This is a genomic window from Arthrobacter zhangbolii, assembly GCF_022869865.1.
Classification (GTDB): Bacteria; Actinomycetota; Actinomycetes; order Actinomycetales; family Micrococcaceae; genus Arthrobacter_B; species Arthrobacter_B zhangbolii.
In genome coordinates this window covers 2,951,183-2,967,700 of record NZ_CP094984.1, presented here as the reverse complement: position 1 = coordinate 2,967,700, position 16,518 = coordinate 2,951,183, and the positions used below count along the sequence as shown (strand labels likewise).

The window sequence follows — 16,518 nt, the reverse complement described above, 5'->3', positions numbered from 1 at the left end:
ATTCCCTGTCGAGGGCGCGGGCGGCGCGGTGCTGCCTGTCAGGGTGGGCTGATGAACCTAGAACATGGCGCTGGGCATACGGCGCCGCCGGGAGACAGGTATACAGACGCCGGGGGCACCGTTTCCGGACGGCTCACGGGAAGGCAGGGCCGGAGAACGCTCCAGGGCGACGGTGGCCGGCCAGCGGTGGCAGCGGTCCTCGTGTCCGGGGACCAGGGGGTGCAGGACGAAGTGGCACGGGTGGGCGCAGCAGCGGGAGTGGAAATCTCACTGGCCGTGGATATCGGTACCGCCCTCGCGATGCGACCCGAAGTGCTGCTGCTGGACAGCGGCCGGCTCCGTCTCCTGCCCGGCAGGGGCGGTGCAACGGCCGGAAGCGGGGCGGGAACCCCTGACGTCATAGTCATAGGGCTGGCCGGGGACACGGCTGTCTGGGATGTTGCGGCCTACAGTTCCGCGGCGCGGGTTGCTGTCCTGCCCGCCGCGGCGGGCTGGCTTGCGGGTTATCTGGGCCGCCGGCGCAACAGCTCCGGCGGGGGAACGGTGCTCGGCGTGCTGGGAAGCGGCGGCGCCGGCGCGTCCACAACGGCCTGCTGGCTGGCCGCCGCCGCCGTCGAAACGGGAGTATCAGTTCTGCTGTTGGAAGCAGACCCGTGGGGTGCCGGACTTGAGTGGGCACTGGATGCCGGCGACCTGCAAGGTGTTCGATGGCCGGACCTGGAGGGAATCAGTGGCAGCCTGAACCCTGTGCAGCTGGCCGCCGGCCTGCCGGCTCTGGGCGGTTTTTCCCTGCTGGCACGAGGGCCGGGACTGCTTCCCGCGGATGAAGCGGTGACCGGTGCAGTCCTTGACGCCGCGCGCAGCGGATTTGAGCTGACCATCGTGGATCTGGGCAGCAGCACCGGTACCGAGCCGCTGCTGCACCTCTGTGAGGAGCTTTTACTGGTGGTGCCCGGCCGGGTCAGCGGCGTCCTCGGCGCCCGGTCCCTGCTGCTCCGCCTTGGCAGTGCGAAACCTCACGCGGTGGTGCGGGGACCGCTCGGAGACGGGTTGGATGAGCTCCTGGTGGCCAATGCCCTTGGACTCCCGCTGGCAGGGTATCTTCCCTTCCTGCGCGCCACTGCCCGCTCAGAGGGTTCCGGCAGGGTGCTGGCCGACGCCGGACGCCCGCGGATCCGGCGGGCTGCGCAGCGGATCCTGGCCAAAGTATCGCCGGCCCCGGCAGGGGAGGTGACGTGAGCGTCGGGGAGAACGGCGGTCCGCCCCGCGGGGCCCGGCAGCTGCCGGGCGCCGACCCTCTGCTGGCCCGGGTCCGGGACCGGATGCTGGCACACCCGGAGCCGGTGACCGGGGCACGGCTGGCCGCCGCAGTGCAGGCCAGCGGACGCCTGCTGGGGTCCGAAGGAACGCTCCATGCAGTGGACCGGATGCGCGCCGAACTGCAGGGGCTTGGGCCTTTGCAGCCACTGGCGCTGCACCCGGGGGTCAGCGACATCCTGGTCAACGGCCCGGACCGGGTGTGGGTGGACAGCGGCCACGGCCTGGAACTCACCGGTATCCGGTTTGCCGGTGACGCCGAAGTCCAGTCACTGGCAACCCGTCTGGTCGCGGCCGGGGGCCGGCGTCTGGACGACTCCTGCCCCTGCGTTGATGTGCAGCTGCCGGGATATCGGGTGCACGCAGTGCTTCGTCCCGTGTCCACCGGGTCCACGCTCCTCTCCATCCGGATTCACCGGACCCGGACCTTCACCCTTGCCGAGCTGACGCGGACCGGAACACTGGATATTGAGTGCGAACGGGTGCTCCGCTCAATCATCAGACACCGCTTGAACTTCATGGTCAGCGGCGCAACGGGCACCGGCAAAACCACGCTCCTCTCGACGCTTCTCTCACTCAGCGGACCCCGGGAACGGCTGGTGCTGGTGGAGGACGCAGCGGAACTGGAACCGGACCATCCCCACGTGGTGGGCCTGCAGACCCGGCATGGGAACGTGGAAGGCACCGGGGTGCTGGATCAAACCGAGCTGGTCCGGCAGGCTCTTCGGATGCGGCCGGACCGGCTGGTGGTCGGGGAATGCCGGGGAGCTGAAGTCCGTGAACTGCTGGCGGCACTGAACACCGGCCACGACGGAGCGGGCGGGACCATCCACGCGAACTCGGCATCAGGTGTTCCGGCACGACTGGCGGCGCTGGGAGCGCTCGCGGGAATGAGCCCGGAAGCGGTGGCATTGCAGGCTGCGGCAGCGCTGGACGTTGTGATCCACCTGCACCGGGCGGCCGGTGTCCGCACTATCTCCGAAGTTGCCGTCCTGATGCTTTCGAACGGTCAGCTGACCGCTGTCCCGGCCCTCCGGCGCGAAGGAGCGACCTACCGGCGAGAGAGTGGGTGGGCGGAACTCGAACGCCGGCTTCAGCTGCGCGCTGCGGCGGAAGCCGATGATGGACCTGCTGCGGATGGACCTGCTGCGGATGGACCTGCAGCGGACAGACCCGCAACGGAAGGACCACGCGTGACGGCATGGCAGGCCTGACCATCACCATGCTGCTCGCCGCAGCTGCAGTGCTGCTGTTCGGCAGGAGACCGGACCGGCAGATTCGCCGCCGGGGAAGAGGCCCAAATGGTCCTTCCCCGGGCAAAGCCCGAAAACGCAGGGACAGGACGGATGCGGATGCGCCGGCGCTGCTGGTCCGCGAACTTGCCGGCCTGCTGGCGGCAGGCCGTCCGGCGTACCGGATCTGGGCCGACGCGGCTACGCTCTACGCGGCCGGGGCGCCGCGGAACGCACCGGCTCATCCCTTTGCTGCCGTGCTGCAGGCAGCTGCGGCGTCGGCTGCCCTGGGACTCAGTCCCGTTCCGGTGCTGGCGGCAGCGGGGCGGGCAGATGACGGCGCGCCGGATCCGTTGCTGCGGGAGCTATGGGCGGGCCTGGCCGTCTGTGTCCGCGTGTCCGAGCGCAGCGGAGCACCCTTGTCCCGAGTGCTCACCCGCTACGCCGGTCAGCTGGACGCTGCCCGCGATGCAGCCTCGGACCGAGAGAGCGCATTGGCGGGGCCGCGGGCAACCATGCGCCTGCTGACCTGGCTGCCCGGTGGCGGGATCATCCTCGGGTACCTGCTGGGCGGCAACCCGCTGCAGATTCTGACAGCGACGCCGCTTGGCTGGTCCGCCGCCGCAGCCGGAGGCGGGTTCTGGCTGGCAGGCCGCGTCTGGTCCGGGCGGCTGGTCAGGGACGCCGCAAAGCCGGCTGAGGGCGTACCGGGATGACGGGGTTGCTGGTCTTTGGGTTGCTCTCCGCATCTGCCCTTTTATTCGGTGGCGCCGGCAGAATCGCTCCGCTGCAGGATTCCGGGCCGCCCAGCGAACCGCAGGAAGAAGGATCGATCGGAGACCCGGCGCTGATGCTGGACCTGGTCGCCGCGATGCTTGAAGCCGGTCAACCACTTGTGTCCGCCCTGGGGATACTCCGGGAGGGAGTGGACCCGGGCACTGCCCGGGGACTCGAGCGTTTGCTGCGGGCACTGGAACTGGGGATGCCATGGGACGCCGCCTGGCAGTTATCCGCCGGCGCCGGTACCGGGCGCGTCCCGTTGCAGAGTCGGAGACAGCGGCTCCGCCAGCACCCGCACACGACCGAGCCGCCAGCGTCCGGCACACCGGCCGATCTACCGGCATCGGATGTGACTGGTGTGGTTGTACCTTCTTCGGCGGCGTTCAGGGCGCTGGGTCCGGCACTGCGGTTCACGGCACTGACGGGGGCCCCATCGGCAGCTGTGCTGCATTCCCAGGCGGATGCCCTCCGCCGGCGCCGGCAGGCGGAGGGGAGACGCAGGGCTGCCGCCCTTGGGGTCCGCCTGGTGGTACCGCTGGGGTTGTGCTCCCTTCCGGCATTTGTGGCACTGACTGTCGTTCCGCTGCTGATGTCCCTGTTGCCGGGCCGGTTGTGACTGCTTCCGGCATGACGGAACCGAGCCCGCCCCCATGCTCCCTCCACAGGCCGCTGCGCGCCCGGCCTTGTCCCCGGCTTCCCTGCTCCAGGGGCCGGGAGCCGGCATAACCGGACAGGATCAGGTTCCGGACCTTTTCATTAGGAGGAAAAGCCCATGCAAACAAACACCAGGCTCGACAAGCACCGCCCCGCCGAGCCGAATCCGGCTGTGCAACCGTTTCCGCCCAGCCAGCAGTCCGGCCATATCCCGCTGGCAGAAGGGGCCCGGGAACCGAACCGCAAGCACCCAGAGCGCGCCTATTGCCCCAATCCGGAATCGGACGGAACCCACGGGCTGCATGGTCTGACGGCACGTTCCGGTGCGGCCCGGCGGGCCCTGCTGACGGGGACGCTGCCGTCCCCGTTACCGGAAAAAAGGCCGGGCCGGCTCCGGCCGCCGCGGGAGCAAAAGCCGTCTTGCGGCACAGTTCCTGAGTTCCGGCCGGAGCCGTTGGCCGGTTCCGACCGGGAAGCAGGCATGGCCACCGCCGAATACGCCATCGCAACCCTTGCAGCCGTTGCTTTTGCGGGATTGCTGGCGGTTATCCTCGGCGGCGACGAAGTCCGCGCCATGCTGATCTCGTTGATTCGTTCCGCGCTGACATTGGGATAGGGATAACCCTTGTGGACACGTCGGGAATGCGGGACATGTCGGGAATGCGGGGACACCGGACAGGCCGGGGCGGACCCGCAGGCAGGAAGCACCGGGAGTTCCGGGCAAACCGGGAGCGCCGGGAAAGCCGGGAGCAACGGGTGCACCGGGAGCGCCGGGTAGTTGGGGGCCGCCCGGCAGGCTTGGATCCGCCGGAGAGGGGTGCCGTGACGGCCGAGTTCGCGACGGCATTGCCGGCCATCGTTTTGGTGCTGGTGTTCGGGCTAACCGGGATATCCGCAGGCATTACCCAGCTGCGGTTGGAAGAAGCGGCCCGCGCGGCAGCACGGGAGGTGATGCGGGCTGACACCACGGCGGCGGAGGCTGCAGTTCAGCGTCTGGCAGGCGGATCAGCTCAGCTGGTGCTGACCCGGGACGGGGAGTGGACGGTAGTGGAGGTGCGCAGTTCCCTGTCGCTTCCGGTGCTGAGCCTGCTGCCCCTGGAACTAACCGCGGACGCCGTGGCCTTCCCGGGGGACGGAGGTTATCCCGTTGGCACTCCGGCCCGGTGAAAGTCCCGCTGAGGAAGGAAAGCAGAAACCTGCTGATACGCCGCATGTCCGGCCGGTAAAGGACGTGAACAACAGGGGAGCGAATGACAGGGGAATGAACGAGAGGGGAGCAGGGACAATCGCCGCAATGGGGATCTGCCTGGCGCTGCTGGGGTTTTCCATGGCTGGCCTCATACTGGCCCAGGCCTCCGTTGCTGCTGTACGTGCCGCCACCGCTGCCGACCTGGCAGCGCTCGCGGGAGCGGATGCGCTGCGCGGGTTGGGGCCGGGCGGTGCCACACCGCTTTCGGGACGGAGCGTGCCGGGAATCGCAATGCTGTCCGGGAGTCCCCCCGGCGGAGACAGATTGACGGAAACCGGCGCCCTGGCCAGTGCCCACGTGCGCGGGGGAGGTGATGATGGGTGCGGTGTGGCACGTCGCGTAGCCCTCCGGAACGGCGGGGTGGTCAGCACCTGTGCCGCCGATGAGGCAACAGGCATCCTCAGGGTCGAAACGGAGGTGGCCGTCCCTGCCCTGCCGGTTCCGGCCACGGGCAGGGCGCGGGCAGGTCCACCCGGCTGAGCCGTCGGGCGGGCTGCCGGGGACCCGGTGATGTGAGAATCGGGCGCATGAGGCTCCAAGACGGCGATTTCACCGGCGGGCAGGCACTTGCGAGCCCGGCAGGTGGCGGGCCAGGCCAGCAAGCCCGCCACAGGCCCGGCGCCGGGCCTGTGCCTAGGAAGTCAGCGCCAGGGCATCAGGGGCATGCTCCAGCAGAACGTTGAGCAGCGTAACGGCCCCCTTCTTATCCAGCGGATTGTTTTTGTTGCCGCACTTCGGGGACTGAACGCAGGACGGACAGCCGCCCTCACATTCGCAGGCACGGATTGCATCCCGGGTCGCCGTCAGCCAGGTCCGGGCGGCCTCGTAACCGCGTTCGGCAAAACCGGCACCGCCGGGATGCCCGTCGTAGACAAAGATGGTCGGCTTCTCGGTGTCCGCATGCAGGGCAGTGGACACCCCTCCGATGTCCCAGCGGTCGCTGGTGGCCACCAGCGGCAGCATGCCGATGGACGCGTGTTCGGCGGCATGCAGGGAACCGGGGAAGTCCGCCGGGGCCAGTCCGGCCGAGACGAGGAACTTCTCATCAATGACAAACCAGACCGCCTTGGTGAAGAGTTCCTTGGCCTCCAGCTCCAGCGGTTCTTCCCCAAGGATTTCGTTGGATATGAGGGCCTTGCGCTGGTAGGAGACCACCTGAGTGGTGACTTTCACCGTGCCGAAACAGGCCTGGATGCCGTTCCACTCCTCTGTGCGTTCGGTCTCCAGCACCGCAACCTGGGTGATGTCCCGGGCCTGGGTGTAGAACTCGGGGTTGGTCCGGGTCACCATGGCGCAGTGGTCGGCTTCGTTCAGTTCGTCCACCAGATACGTGGTGCCCTGATGAACGTAAATTGCCCCGGTGTGGGCCTGGTACTGGGCCTGCGGGGAGTCCATGGTGCCCAGCAGGGTGCCGGTTTCGGATTCCACAATGTTGATCGGCCCACCACCGGCGGCGCGCAGGTTCACCATCGATGCGGCGCTTTCCGGGTGCGTCCAGAACCAGCCGGACGGCCGTTTGCGCAGGTATCCCTGCGCCACCAGCTGGTCCAGCAGCCCGGCCGCAGCCGGACCGAACAGTTCACGCTCGTCGGGCGTCACGGGCAGCTCGGCGGCCGCGGCGCACAGATGCGGACCCAGGACGTAGGGATTGGACGGGTCAAAAACCGTCGCTTCCACGGAAATGTCGAAGATGGCTTCGGGATGGTGCACCAGGTAGGTATCCAGCGGGTCGTCACTGGCCACAAACGCGGCCAGCGCATCCTGGCCGGACCGCCCGGCCCGGCCGATCTGCTGGAACAGGGATGCCCGGGTTCCGGGCCAGCCCGCCACCAGTACGGCGTCCAGTCCGGAAATATCAATGCCCAGCTCCAAGGCGGAGGTGCTGGCAATGCCCAGCAGCTCCCCGCTGCGCAGCCGCCGTTCCAGCTCCCGCCGTTCTTCCGGCAGGTAGCCCGAACGGTAGGCGGCCACGCGGCCGGGCAGGGAGGGATGCACCTCGTCCAGCAGGCGGCGGGTGATGGTGGAAATGGTTTCCGCACCGCGGCGGGACTTGATGAACGCGATGGTGCGCACCTGTGCGGCCACCAGATTCGCGAGCAGGTCCGCGGTCTCGGCCACCACGGTGCGCCGGGACCGGGCACCGTTCTCACCCTTGAGCTCAGTCAGCTGCGGCTCCCACAGGGCCACGGTGGTGGAGCCGTGTGGTGACCGGTCCTCCGTCACGGCGGTCACGGGAGCGCCGATCAGCCGGCTGAAGGACTGTTCCGGGTCGGCGGAGGTTGCCGAGGCGCCGATGAACACCGGGTCGGACCCGTAATACCGGCAGATCCGCCGCAGCCGTCGCATGAGGTTGGCAACGTTGGAGCCGAACACCCCGCGGTAGCTGTGCGCCTCGTCGATGATGACGTATTTCAGCCGCCGGAAGAAGCGGGCCCACCAGGTGTGGTTGGGCAGCACACCGAAGTGCAGCATGTCCGGGTTGGCCAGGACCAGGTTGGCGTGGTCCCGGATCCAGCGCCGCGCACCGGTGTCCGTGTCGCCGTCGTACGTTTCCGCCCGGACCGTTGGCAGCTTCAGCGAATTGACTGCCGCCAGCTGGTCCGCGGCCAGCGCCTTGGTAGGGGCAAGATAGAGCGCGACGGCGCCGCTGGGTTCCAGCGTCGCCCGGTCATCGAGGGACGTCCGGTGGATGGCGTCCAGTACCGGCAGCTGATAGGCGAGCGACTTTCCGGACGCGGTGCCGGTGGCAATGATCGTGTGGCTGCCGCTATGCGCAGCTTCGGCGGCCTCCATCTGGTGCGCCCAGGGTTCCTGGATGCCCAGATTCCGGTAGGCGGCAACGACGTCGGGGTGGGCCCACCGGGGCCACGGCGCCGTGACGGCGCGGCGGGCAGGGATCTGATGGACGTGCATCAGCTGCTCCGGCTCGGCGCCGCCGCCAAGCAGCGGGATCAGGGAATCATGTAGGGCCACGTGCCCATTCTCCCACCGGCAAAACGGCCCCGGGCCATGTTCACTGCGGGGGGAACCATGTCCAACGGCTCCCGGCAAAAGCTCACATTCGGGGCTCGAACATCACCACGCTGGCCAGGGATTCCCACCCCAGATACCGGTACAGTTCCTGCCCGTCCACCGAGGCGACAAGCAGCCCGGCCTCGGCGTCGTCCTCCAGGGCCACGGCGGTCAGGGCGCGCATCACGTAGCTGCCAAGGCCGCGGCGGCGGAAGGCCGGCTCGGTGAGGATGCGGTCAAAGACGGCGTACCCGTTGACCACCGCCACGCTGCCCTGCGCAACCGGCGTGCCCCCCGAGAGAACGGTCACAGATCCGATGTTGTTTGCGTGGCTGGTCTCGGTGGAGAAGTCGTCCCACGGCTGCACTGGTGCCTCCACATCCTGGCCGGACATATCGGCCACCATCAGCACCTCATCGGTGGAACGGACCTGGAGCCCGTAGACGGTGGCGGCGCCGTATATTTCATTGGCGCGCGTGGTCACGATAGTGAACAGCCGGGTGGAGCTGTGCCGGGCGGACGAGGCCAGGGCAGCGAATTCGTCGTGCGAGGGCTCGAGGGCAAAGTACTCCCAGTCATTGGTCCGGTCATGCAGCAGTGCTGCCGGAAAACGTCCCTCGCGCCGCATCCGGTAGCCACGTGCCTGTGCCCAGCCCCTGACCCAGGTCTCCAGCAGATCATCGTCCAGCGCTCTCATAGCTGAACCCTAACGGTGCCTTCGGGGGTAAAGGTATGGATGCCGGGTGAAATGCACGTCCTGCGCAGCGGTCTACCCTAGTGATGTGGCACTGAACCGAATCGCACTGTATTACGCTTTCACCCCCCTCTCCGACCCCGACGCCGTCCGGCTCTGGCAGCGCACCCTGTGCGAGAAGCTGGGCCTGCGCGGACGGATCCTGATCTCCCGGGACGGCATCAACGGAACCGTGGGCGGGCCCCTCGACGCCGTGAAGGCCTACGTGAAGGCGACGCGCGAATACCCCGCCTTCAAGAAGATGGATGTGAAGTACTCCGAGGGCTCGGCGGAGGATTTTCCGCGGCTGAGCGTGAAGGTCCGCGAGGAAATCGTGAGCTTCGGTGCACCCGGCGAGTTGAAGGTGGACGAAAACGGCGTGGTTGGCGGCGGCACCCACCTGCGGCCGGAGGAACTGCATGATCTGGTGGCTGAGAAGGAAAAGGCCGGGGAGGAAGTGGTGTTCTTCGACGGCCGCAACGCCTTCGAAGCGCAGATCGGCAAGTTCAAGGGCGCTGTGGTTCCGGATGTGTCCACCACGCACGACTTCATCAGCGAGCTGGAGTCCGGGAAGTATGACGATCTCAAGGACAAGCCCGTGGTCACCTACTGCACCGGCGGGATCCGCTGCGAGGTGCTTTCCAGCCTGATGGTGAACCGGGGATTCAAAGAGGTTTACCAGATGAAGGGCGGCATTGTCCGGTATGGGGAAACCTACGGTGACAAGGGCCTATGGGAAGGTTCCCTGTACGTCTTCGACAAGCGGATGCACACCGAGTTCACTGATGAGGCCGTGACCATCGGCCGCTGCGTCCGCTGCGAGGCGCCCACCAGCAAGTTCGAGAACTGCTCCAACCCGTCCTGCCGCAAGCTCACACTGTACTGCGCCGAGTGCGCCTCCGATCCGTCCACCCTGCGCTGCCCGGACGGCTGCGAGGATTAGCCGCCACACTTACTTAGCCGCTGCCTAAGAAAACTATGTACTTCCGCAGACCCCGCTGCTAGTCTCCCGCACACGGGCCGACGGCCCGCGACAGGCCCGAACGGTCCCGGCTTTCGCCGGGCGAGCCGGGAACGGGCGCGGCACGAGGCGGGGATGTGTAGAAGTGGCAGAAGCAGCGGTAAGCGAAGGCAACGGAAGCAACGGAAGTAACGGCAACGGGCAGGCGGTAGCGAAGCCGTCCGCCGGGACCCGGGCACGGTCAGCGCAGGGGCAGCAGGACTGGGACCGGATAGTCGATGTCCTGGTGGTGGGAACCGGCGCAGCCGCCCTGACAGCGGCGATTAAGGCCGCCGACGAGGGCCTGGACGTCCTGGTGGTGGAGAGCACCAAACTCTGGGGCGGCACCACGTCCATTTCCGGCGGAGGGCTCTGGATGCCCAATAATCCGCTGATGAAAAAAGCGGGCGTGCAGGACAGCCGGCAGAATGCGCTCACCTATATGGAGGAGGTGATTGCCGACGTCGGGCCGGTCTCCTCGCGCGAACGCAAGCTGGCGTTCCTGGACACCATCCCTGAGGTGGTGACGTTCCTGGGAAACCTGGGCGTGCAGTGGATGCGGTCCAAGGACTATCCGGATTACTACCCGGACCGGCCCGGTGGCATGGTGGGGCGTTCCCTCGAGGTGAAGGCCTTTGATACCAAGCTGCTGGGCCCTTGGTTTAAGCAGTCCCGGCCGGCGGCCTCCGGCATCCCGGCACCGCTGGCCACCGATGATGTCTGGGAGCTTTCCCGGGCCTGGTCCACTCCCAGCGGCTTTATCCGCGGTGCCCGGTTTGTCTTCCGCACCGTCGGCGGCCTGCTGCGCGGCAAGCGGCTCTACGGGCTGGGTGGCGCACTGGCCTCCTCGCTGATGTACATCGTGCGCAACCAGCAGACGCCCGTCTGGCTGTCGGCGCCGCTGACGGATCTGGTGCAGGACGACGACGGCGCCGTGCTCGGAGCGGTGGTCCGCCGGGACGGCCGGGACATCCGGATCCGGGCCCGCAGGGGCGTGGTGCTGGGGGCCGGCGGCTTTGCCCGCAACGCCGAGTGGCGCGAGAAGTACCAGGGCCTGGAAAAGGAGTACTCCTCGGCACCGGACGGAGACCTGGGCCAGGCTATCGACATAGTGGCCGCACGCGGGGGAGCCCTCGCCCTGATGGATGACGCGTGGTGGGGGCCAACCACCGTGGGACCGAAGGGCGCGGTCACGTTTACCCTGGCCGAACGGTCCATGCCGTTTTCCCTGGTGGTTGACGCCGCCGGCAAACGCTTCCTGAACGAGTCCGAATCCTATGTGGACTTCGGCCACCACATGCTCGAAAACAACCACAAGGTCCCCGGGGATCCGGCATGGCTGGTGTTCGATGCCCGGCACGCCCGCCGCTACCTGTTCAACGCCCTGCTGCAGGGCCGCAAGGAATGGAAGAACCAGGGGCTGCTGCTGCAGGATGAATCGCTGACCGGGCTGGCCGGAAAAATGGGCGTCCCGCCGGCCGCCCTGCAGGCCACGGTGGAGCGGTTCAACGGTTTCGCGAAGACCGGGATTGATGAGGACTTCCACCGCGGCGACACGGTGTACGACACCTATTACAGCGATCCTCGCGTGAAGCCCAACCCGAACCTTGGCCCGCTGGAAAAGGGCCCGTTCTCGGCTGTCCGCCTCTATCCGGGGGATCTTGGCACCAAAGGCGGCCTGGTCACGGATGCTGACGCGCGGGTCCTGCGGGAGGACGGCAGCGTGATCCCGGGGCTGTACGCCGCCGGCAACACCACGGCGTCGGTGATGGGCCGCACCTATCCCGGAGCGGGGGCCACCATCGCCCCCGCCGTCGTCTTCGGCTACCGGGCGGCTCAGCATGCTGCAGGGCGGTCCGGCGGGACCGACAGTGCAGGTACTGCCGGAATGCCCGCCGCAGCCGGCAGCGCCGCCCCCGCGGCTGGCAGCGCAGCCGGTGAGCCGCTGGAGCCGGCCGCGGGCTAAGCGGGCTTCGGCGCCTGCGGCACGTCCTAGACTGGGCTGGTGAGTGATTTCTCGTTTGTGCCCTCCGCGCCCCGCAGCCGGGATACCTGGCTGCTCAAAGCGCTTGCCGCCGATCTCGGGGAGGCCGGCTACACCGTTGACGGCGTAGCCGGTTTCCTCGGCGATGATGCATCGGCTGCGCTGCAGCGGGACCAGCTGGTTCCTGCACTGCTTGCCTGCCGGGCCGAAGCGGAGGCGGAGCAGCCCAGGCGGCTGGCCCTGCCGGTCCTGCTCTGGCTGCTGGGGGAGACCGTGGAGCGTGCGCAGCTGGATGCCGCCCTGCCCCGCACCGGTACGGAAGGCCTGCTGGAGCTGGGGCTGATTGAACGCGGACGCATCTTCGGCACCTTCCGCGCCGCCGTTGACCTGCGGCCCTACGCTGCGGACGACGGCGGAGCCGGCACGGCGGAGAATCCCGGCGGTGACCTGTGGGTCGCCAGCGACCTGGGCAGCCACCAGCGGCCCGGGGTGCTGCGACGCGATCACGTGCTGGGCATCGGCCAGGCATCGCTGAGCCTGGCGCAGCTCACCGTAAGGACCCCCGTGGACCGTGCCCTGGACCTGGGCACCGGCTGCGGCATCCAGACCTTCCACCTCCTGCGGCACGCCCGGCACGTCACGGCCACGGACATCTCCGAGCGCGCCCTCGCGTTTGCCCGGTTCAATCTCCTGCTCAACGCACCCCAGCTGGGTATCGATCCGGAACAGCCCGACGAGCGCTTCACGTTGCGCCTGGGCAGCCTGCTCGAACCCGTGCAGGGGGAATCCTTCGACCTGGTGGTATCCAACCCGCCCTTCGTTATTACTCCGCGCACCGGAACCGAAACGGACGCGGACCGGTTTACCTACCGCGACGGCGGCCTGGCCGGGGACGGCATCGTGGCCGCCCTGATGTCCGGCCTCGAAACGGTGCTGGCGCCCGGCGGCACCGCCCAGATGCTCGGCAACTGGGAAATCCCCGCAGGCCGCGAGGAGGCATGGTCAGAGCGGCTGGAGCAGTGGCTGCCCGAGGGGACGGATGCCTGGGTGATCCAGCGGGAGCGCCTCACCCCGCCGGAATACGCCGAAATGTGGCTCCGCGACGCGGCCCAGGGCCGGGACCGGGAGGACTACGTGGCGGCCTACGCCGGATACCTCGCGGACTTCGCCTCCCGGGACGTGGGTTCCGTGGGCTTCGGCTCAGTGTGGCTACGCCGTCGGCAGAACCCCGGGGCCGAAGCCCTGCGGCGTTTCGAGGAAATCACCCACCCCATTGAACAGCCGGTGGGACCCCACCTGCAGGCCGCCGTCGAACGCTTCGACTGGCTTGCCGGCAGCTCCGATCTGGCAGCGGCCCACCTTCTGGTGGCCGAGGACGTAACCGAGGAACGCCACCAGCGGCCCGGCGCCGAACACCCCGGCGTCATCCTGCTCCGTCAGGGCGCCGGACTGCGGCGGACCAACCTGATGAGCACCGAACTCACCGGGTTTGTCTCGGCCTGTGACGGTGAACTCTCCGCCGGCCAGATATCGTCGGCGCTGGCAGCGCTCCTGGACCGCACCGATGCCGCGTTTGCGCCGGACCTGATGCAGGAAGTGCGTAACCTTGTCTTGGACGGCTTCCTGGTTCCGGTATCCGGATAAGCGGTGCCCGGGAGGGCGTCGGAACGTACCTTCGGTGCTTTCCGGTTACCCTAGTGCTGGGGCATCGCGCATACTGTCTGTGGATGAGCCGGACTCGATGCCCGAATCGGAGATGCGCCGGACACCCGGGATTAAAGCAGCCCCACTCATTTGAACCACCCGTTACGTAGGAGAACAGTGCCAGTTAAGGCTACGGACAAGAAGACCGGCAAGAAGAAGCTTGTAATTGTCGAGTCTCCGGCCAAGGGCAAGACCATCGCCGGGTACCTCGGCGAAGGTTTCGAGGTGACGGCGTCCATGGGACATATCCGTGACCTTCCCCAGCCCTCCGACCTGCCTGCCGAGCTGAAAAAGACGGCTGTCGGCAAGTTCGCAGTGGACCTGGATAAGGACTTTGAGCCGTATTACGTGGTGTCCGCGGACAAAAAGAAGAAGGTGGCCGAACTCAAGGCCGCCCTCAAGGACGCCGACGAACTTTACCTCGCAACTGACGGTGACCGTGAAGGCGAGGCCATTGCGTGGCACCTCCTGCAGGTGCTCAAGCCCAAGGTTCCGGTTCACCGCCTGACGTTCCCCGAAATCACCCGTGAGGCAATCCAGCGCGCTCTGCTGGAGATGCGCGACGTCGACGTCGCCATGGTGGATGCCCAGGAAACCCGGCGCATCCTTGACCGCCTGTACGGCTACGAGATTTCCCCCGTGCTCTGGCGTAAGGTTGCCCGCGGTCTTTCCGCCGGCCGTGTGCAGTCCGTGGCCACCCGGCTGGTGGTTGAGCGTGAGCGTGAGCGCATGGCGTTCCGCCCGGCGTCGTACTGGGACCTGATCGGTACCTTCGCCACCGAGGCTGCGGAGAAGTTCAAAGCCCGCCTGGTATCCGTTGACGGCGCCCGCGTGGCCACCGGCAAGGATTTCACCGACCGCGGTGAGCTGAAGTCCAAGACCGCCGTCCACCTGGATGAGGCCTCGGCCGTTTCGCTGGCCGCCGGACTGGAATCGGCAGCGTTTACCGTCCGTTCGGTGGACACCAAGCCCTACACCCGGCGCCCCGCGGCACCGTTCACCACCTCCACCCTGCAGCAGGAAGCGGGCCGCAAGCTGCGGTTCTCCTCGCGGGTGACCATGCAGGTGGCCCAGCGGCTGTATGAAAACGGCTACATCACCTATATGCGTACCGATTCCCCGGCGCTGTCGGACCAGGCGATCAACGCTGCCCGCCGGCAGGCCTCGGAACTCTACGGTCCCGAATATGTGCCCGACGCGCGGCGTATCTACAAGGGCAAGTCCAAGAACGCCCAGGAAGCCCACGAGGCCATCCGCCCCGCCGGTGATTCCTTCCGGACTCCGGCCCAGGTGGCGTCCTCGCTGCGCGGCGATGAATTCAAGCTTTACGAACTGATCTGGAAGCGTACCGTCGCCTCGCAGATGGCGGATGCCAAGGGCTCCACTGCTTCCGTGCGCCTCGGCGCCGTCTCCACGGACGGCCGCGACGCCGAGTTCTCGGCCTCCGGCACGGTCATCACCTTCCGCGGCTTTATGGCGGCCTATGAAGAGGGCCGCGACGCCGTGCGCGAGGACGACGACGCCGAGGGCACCGAGGGCGCCCGTCTTCCGGTGCTGAAGGCCGAGGACCGGCTGACAGGCACGGACATTGCCGCCAACGGGCACGAAACCTCCCCGCCGCCGCGCTTCACTGAAGCGTCCCTGGTGAAAATGCTGGAAGAGCTCGGCATCGGACGTCCGTCCACCTATGCAGCCACCATTTCCACCATCATGGACCGCGGCTACGTCACCAGCCGCGGCCAGGCGCTGGTGCCGAGCTGGATTGCGTTCTCTGTGGTCCGCCTCCTGGAGGAGCACTTCACCGACTACGTGGATTACGACTTCACCGCCGAGCTCGAAGAGGACCTGGACCGCATTGCCCGCGGCGAGGCCGGACGCGTGGAATGGCTGAACCAGTTCTACTACGGCGACCGCGTCGAGACCGGCCTGCACACCATCGTCAACGACCTGGGCGAGATTGATGCCAAGGCGATCAACTCCATCGAGATTGCCGACGGCATTGTGCTGCGCGTGGGCAAGTTCGGCCCCTACTTGGAACGCCCGCTGCCCGCCGACGCTCCGGAGGGAACCGAACCGGAGCGGGCCAACGTGCCCGAGGACCTGGCGCCGGACGAGCTGACCGCCGCCAAGGCCATCGAACTCATGGAAACGGCAGCCCCCGAGGAACGCGTGCTCGGCACCGATCCGGAGACCGGCCGCACCATCGTGGCGCGCAACGGCCGTTACGGTCCGTACGTCATTGAGCTCATTCCGGAGCCCACTGAAGAGGAACTGGCCAACCAGCCGGTGGAGTACTACAAGAACGGCAAGCCCAAGCCCCCGAAGAAGCCGGTGAAGGTCAAGCCGCGCACCGGTTCGCTGTTCAAGTCCATGAGCGTGGAAACGGTCACGCTTGAGGAAGCGCTGAAGCTGATGAAGCTGCCGCGCGTCCTGGGCACCGACGCCGAGGGCAACGAGATCACCGTGCAGAACGGGCGCTTCGGCCCGTATCTGAAGAAGGGCACCGACTCGCGCTCCATCGGCACTGAAGAGGAAATCTTCACGATCACCCTGGAACAGGCACTGGAGATCTACTCCCAGCCCAAGCAGCGCGGGGGCCGGCAGGCCGCGGCACCGCTGGCCGAGTTCGGCACCGATCCCGTGTCCGAGAAGCCCATTGTGGTCAAGGACGGCCGCTTCGGTCCCTACATCACCGACGGCATCACGAACATCACGGTGCCCCGCTCCACCGCAATCGAGGAGCTCACCCGGGAACAGGCCATCGAGCTGCTGGCGGAGAAGCGCGAAAAGGGACCGGCCAAGAAGCCGGCCCGGAAGCGTGCGGCCCCCAAGAAGGCTGCGGCGAAGAAGTAG

At 67.6% G+C, this 16,518-nt stretch carries 12 protein-coding genes; 10 read left to right on the top strand and 2 right to left on the bottom strand.

Annotated features, from left to right (window positions below; translation table 11 throughout):
- The first annotated feature begins 186 nt into the window (after positions 1-186).
- From ssd to MUK71_RS13780, 6 genes are all read left to right on the top strand, one after another.
- Positions 187-1,239 carry a septum site-determining protein Ssd gene (gene ssd / locus MUK71_RS13810; RefSeq protein WP_227928577.1) on the top strand — a complete coding sequence of 351 codons (1,053 nt, stop codon included), beginning with the start codon at positions 187-189 and terminating at the stop codon, positions 1,237-1,239.
- Positions 1,236-2,531 carry a TadA family conjugal transfer-associated ATPase gene (locus MUK71_RS13805; protein ID WP_227928579.1) on the top strand — a complete coding sequence of 432 codons (1,296 nt, stop codon included), beginning with the start codon at positions 1,236-1,238 and terminating at the stop codon, positions 2,529-2,531. The genes ssd and MUK71_RS13805 overlap by 4 nt, the downstream gene beginning before the upstream one ends.
- Complete coding sequence (locus MUK71_RS13800; protein ID WP_227928580.1) at positions 2,519-3,265, top strand: type II secretion system F family protein; 747 nt, start codon at positions 2,519-2,521, stop codon at positions 3,263-3,265. The genes MUK71_RS13805 and MUK71_RS13800 overlap by 13 nt, the downstream gene beginning before the upstream one ends.
- A gap of 836 nt (positions 3,266-4,101) precedes the next feature.
- The gene (locus MUK71_RS13790; RefSeq protein WP_227928582.1) at positions 4,102-4,599 is read left to right on the top strand and encodes a DUF4244 domain-containing protein; all 498 of its coding nucleotides are present in this window, start codon (positions 4,102-4,104) and stop codon (positions 4,597-4,599) included.
- 206 nt (positions 4,600-4,805) lie between these two features.
- Positions 4,806-5,150: a TadE family type IV pilus minor pilin gene (locus MUK71_RS13785; RefSeq protein WP_227928583.1), complete on the top strand. Its 345-nt coding sequence runs from the start codon at positions 4,806-4,808 to the stop codon at positions 5,148-5,150.
- 94 nt (positions 5,151-5,244) lie between these two features.
- Positions 5,245-5,712, top strand: coding sequence for a hypothetical protein (locus MUK71_RS13780; protein WP_227928585.1), 468 nt, complete (start codon positions 5,245-5,247; stop codon positions 5,710-5,712).
- A 153-nt stretch (positions 5,713-5,865) separates the two neighbouring features.
- On the opposite strand, the gene MUK71_RS13775 is transcribed toward MUK71_RS13780, so the two are convergent.
- Both MUK71_RS13775 and MUK71_RS13770 read right to left on the bottom strand, forming a co-directional pair.
- Positions 5,866-8,205, bottom strand: a complete 2,340-nt coding sequence (locus tag MUK71_RS13775; RefSeq protein ID WP_227928587.1) for a DEAD/DEAH box helicase — start codon at positions 8,203-8,205, stop codon at positions 5,866-5,868.
- A gap of 82 nt (positions 8,206-8,287) precedes the next feature.
- Positions 8,288-8,941, bottom strand: a complete 654-nt coding sequence (locus MUK71_RS13770; RefSeq protein ID WP_227928588.1) for a GNAT family N-acetyltransferase — start codon at positions 8,939-8,941, stop codon at positions 8,288-8,290.
- An 85-nt stretch (positions 8,942-9,026) separates the two neighbouring features.
- On the opposite strand from MUK71_RS13770, the gene trhO reads away from it, so the two are divergent.
- The 4 genes from trhO to topA all read left to right on the top strand — a co-directional run bounded on the left by trhO (position 9,027) and on the right by topA (position 16,518).
- On the top strand, positions 9,027-9,920 hold the full coding sequence (gene trhO, locus MUK71_RS13765) for an oxygen-dependent tRNA uridine(34) hydroxylase TrhO (RefSeq protein ID WP_227902498.1): 894 nt from the start codon (positions 9,027-9,029) through the stop codon (positions 9,918-9,920).
- A gap of 163 nt (positions 9,921-10,083) precedes the next feature.
- Entirely contained in the window at positions 10,084-11,943 is a 1,860-nt protein-coding gene (locus MUK71_RS13760) for an FAD-binding protein (protein WP_227928590.1), read from the top strand.
- A 39-nt stretch (positions 11,944-11,982) separates the two neighbouring features.
- Positions 11,983-13,605, top strand: a complete 1,623-nt coding sequence (locus tag MUK71_RS13755; RefSeq protein WP_227902494.1) for a DUF7059 domain-containing protein — start codon at positions 11,983-11,985, stop codon at positions 13,603-13,605.
- Between the two features lie 177 nt (positions 13,606-13,782).
- On the top strand, positions 13,783-16,518 hold the full coding sequence (gene topA, locus MUK71_RS13750; protein WP_227928591.1) for a type I DNA topoisomerase: 2,736 nt from the start codon (positions 13,783-13,785) through the stop codon (positions 16,516-16,518).

Bases quoted from the DNA above. Each gene is read 5' to 3' on its own strand.
- MUK71_RS13800 (WP_227928580.1), top strand. From the start codon at position 2,519: ATGGCAGGCCTGACCATCACCATGCTGCTCGCCGCAGCTGCAGTGCTG.
- MUK71_RS13790 (WP_227928582.1), top strand. From the start codon at position 4,102: ATGCAAACAAACACCAGGCTCGACAAGCACCGCCCCGCCGAGCCGAAT.
- MUK71_RS13780 (WP_227928585.1), top strand. From the start codon at position 5,245: ATGAACGAGAGGGGAGCAGGGACAATCGCCGCAATGGGGATCTGCCTG.
- MUK71_RS13770 (WP_227928588.1), bottom strand. From the start codon at position 8,941: ATGAGAGCGCTGGACGATGATCTGCTGGAGACCTGGGTCAGGGGCTGG.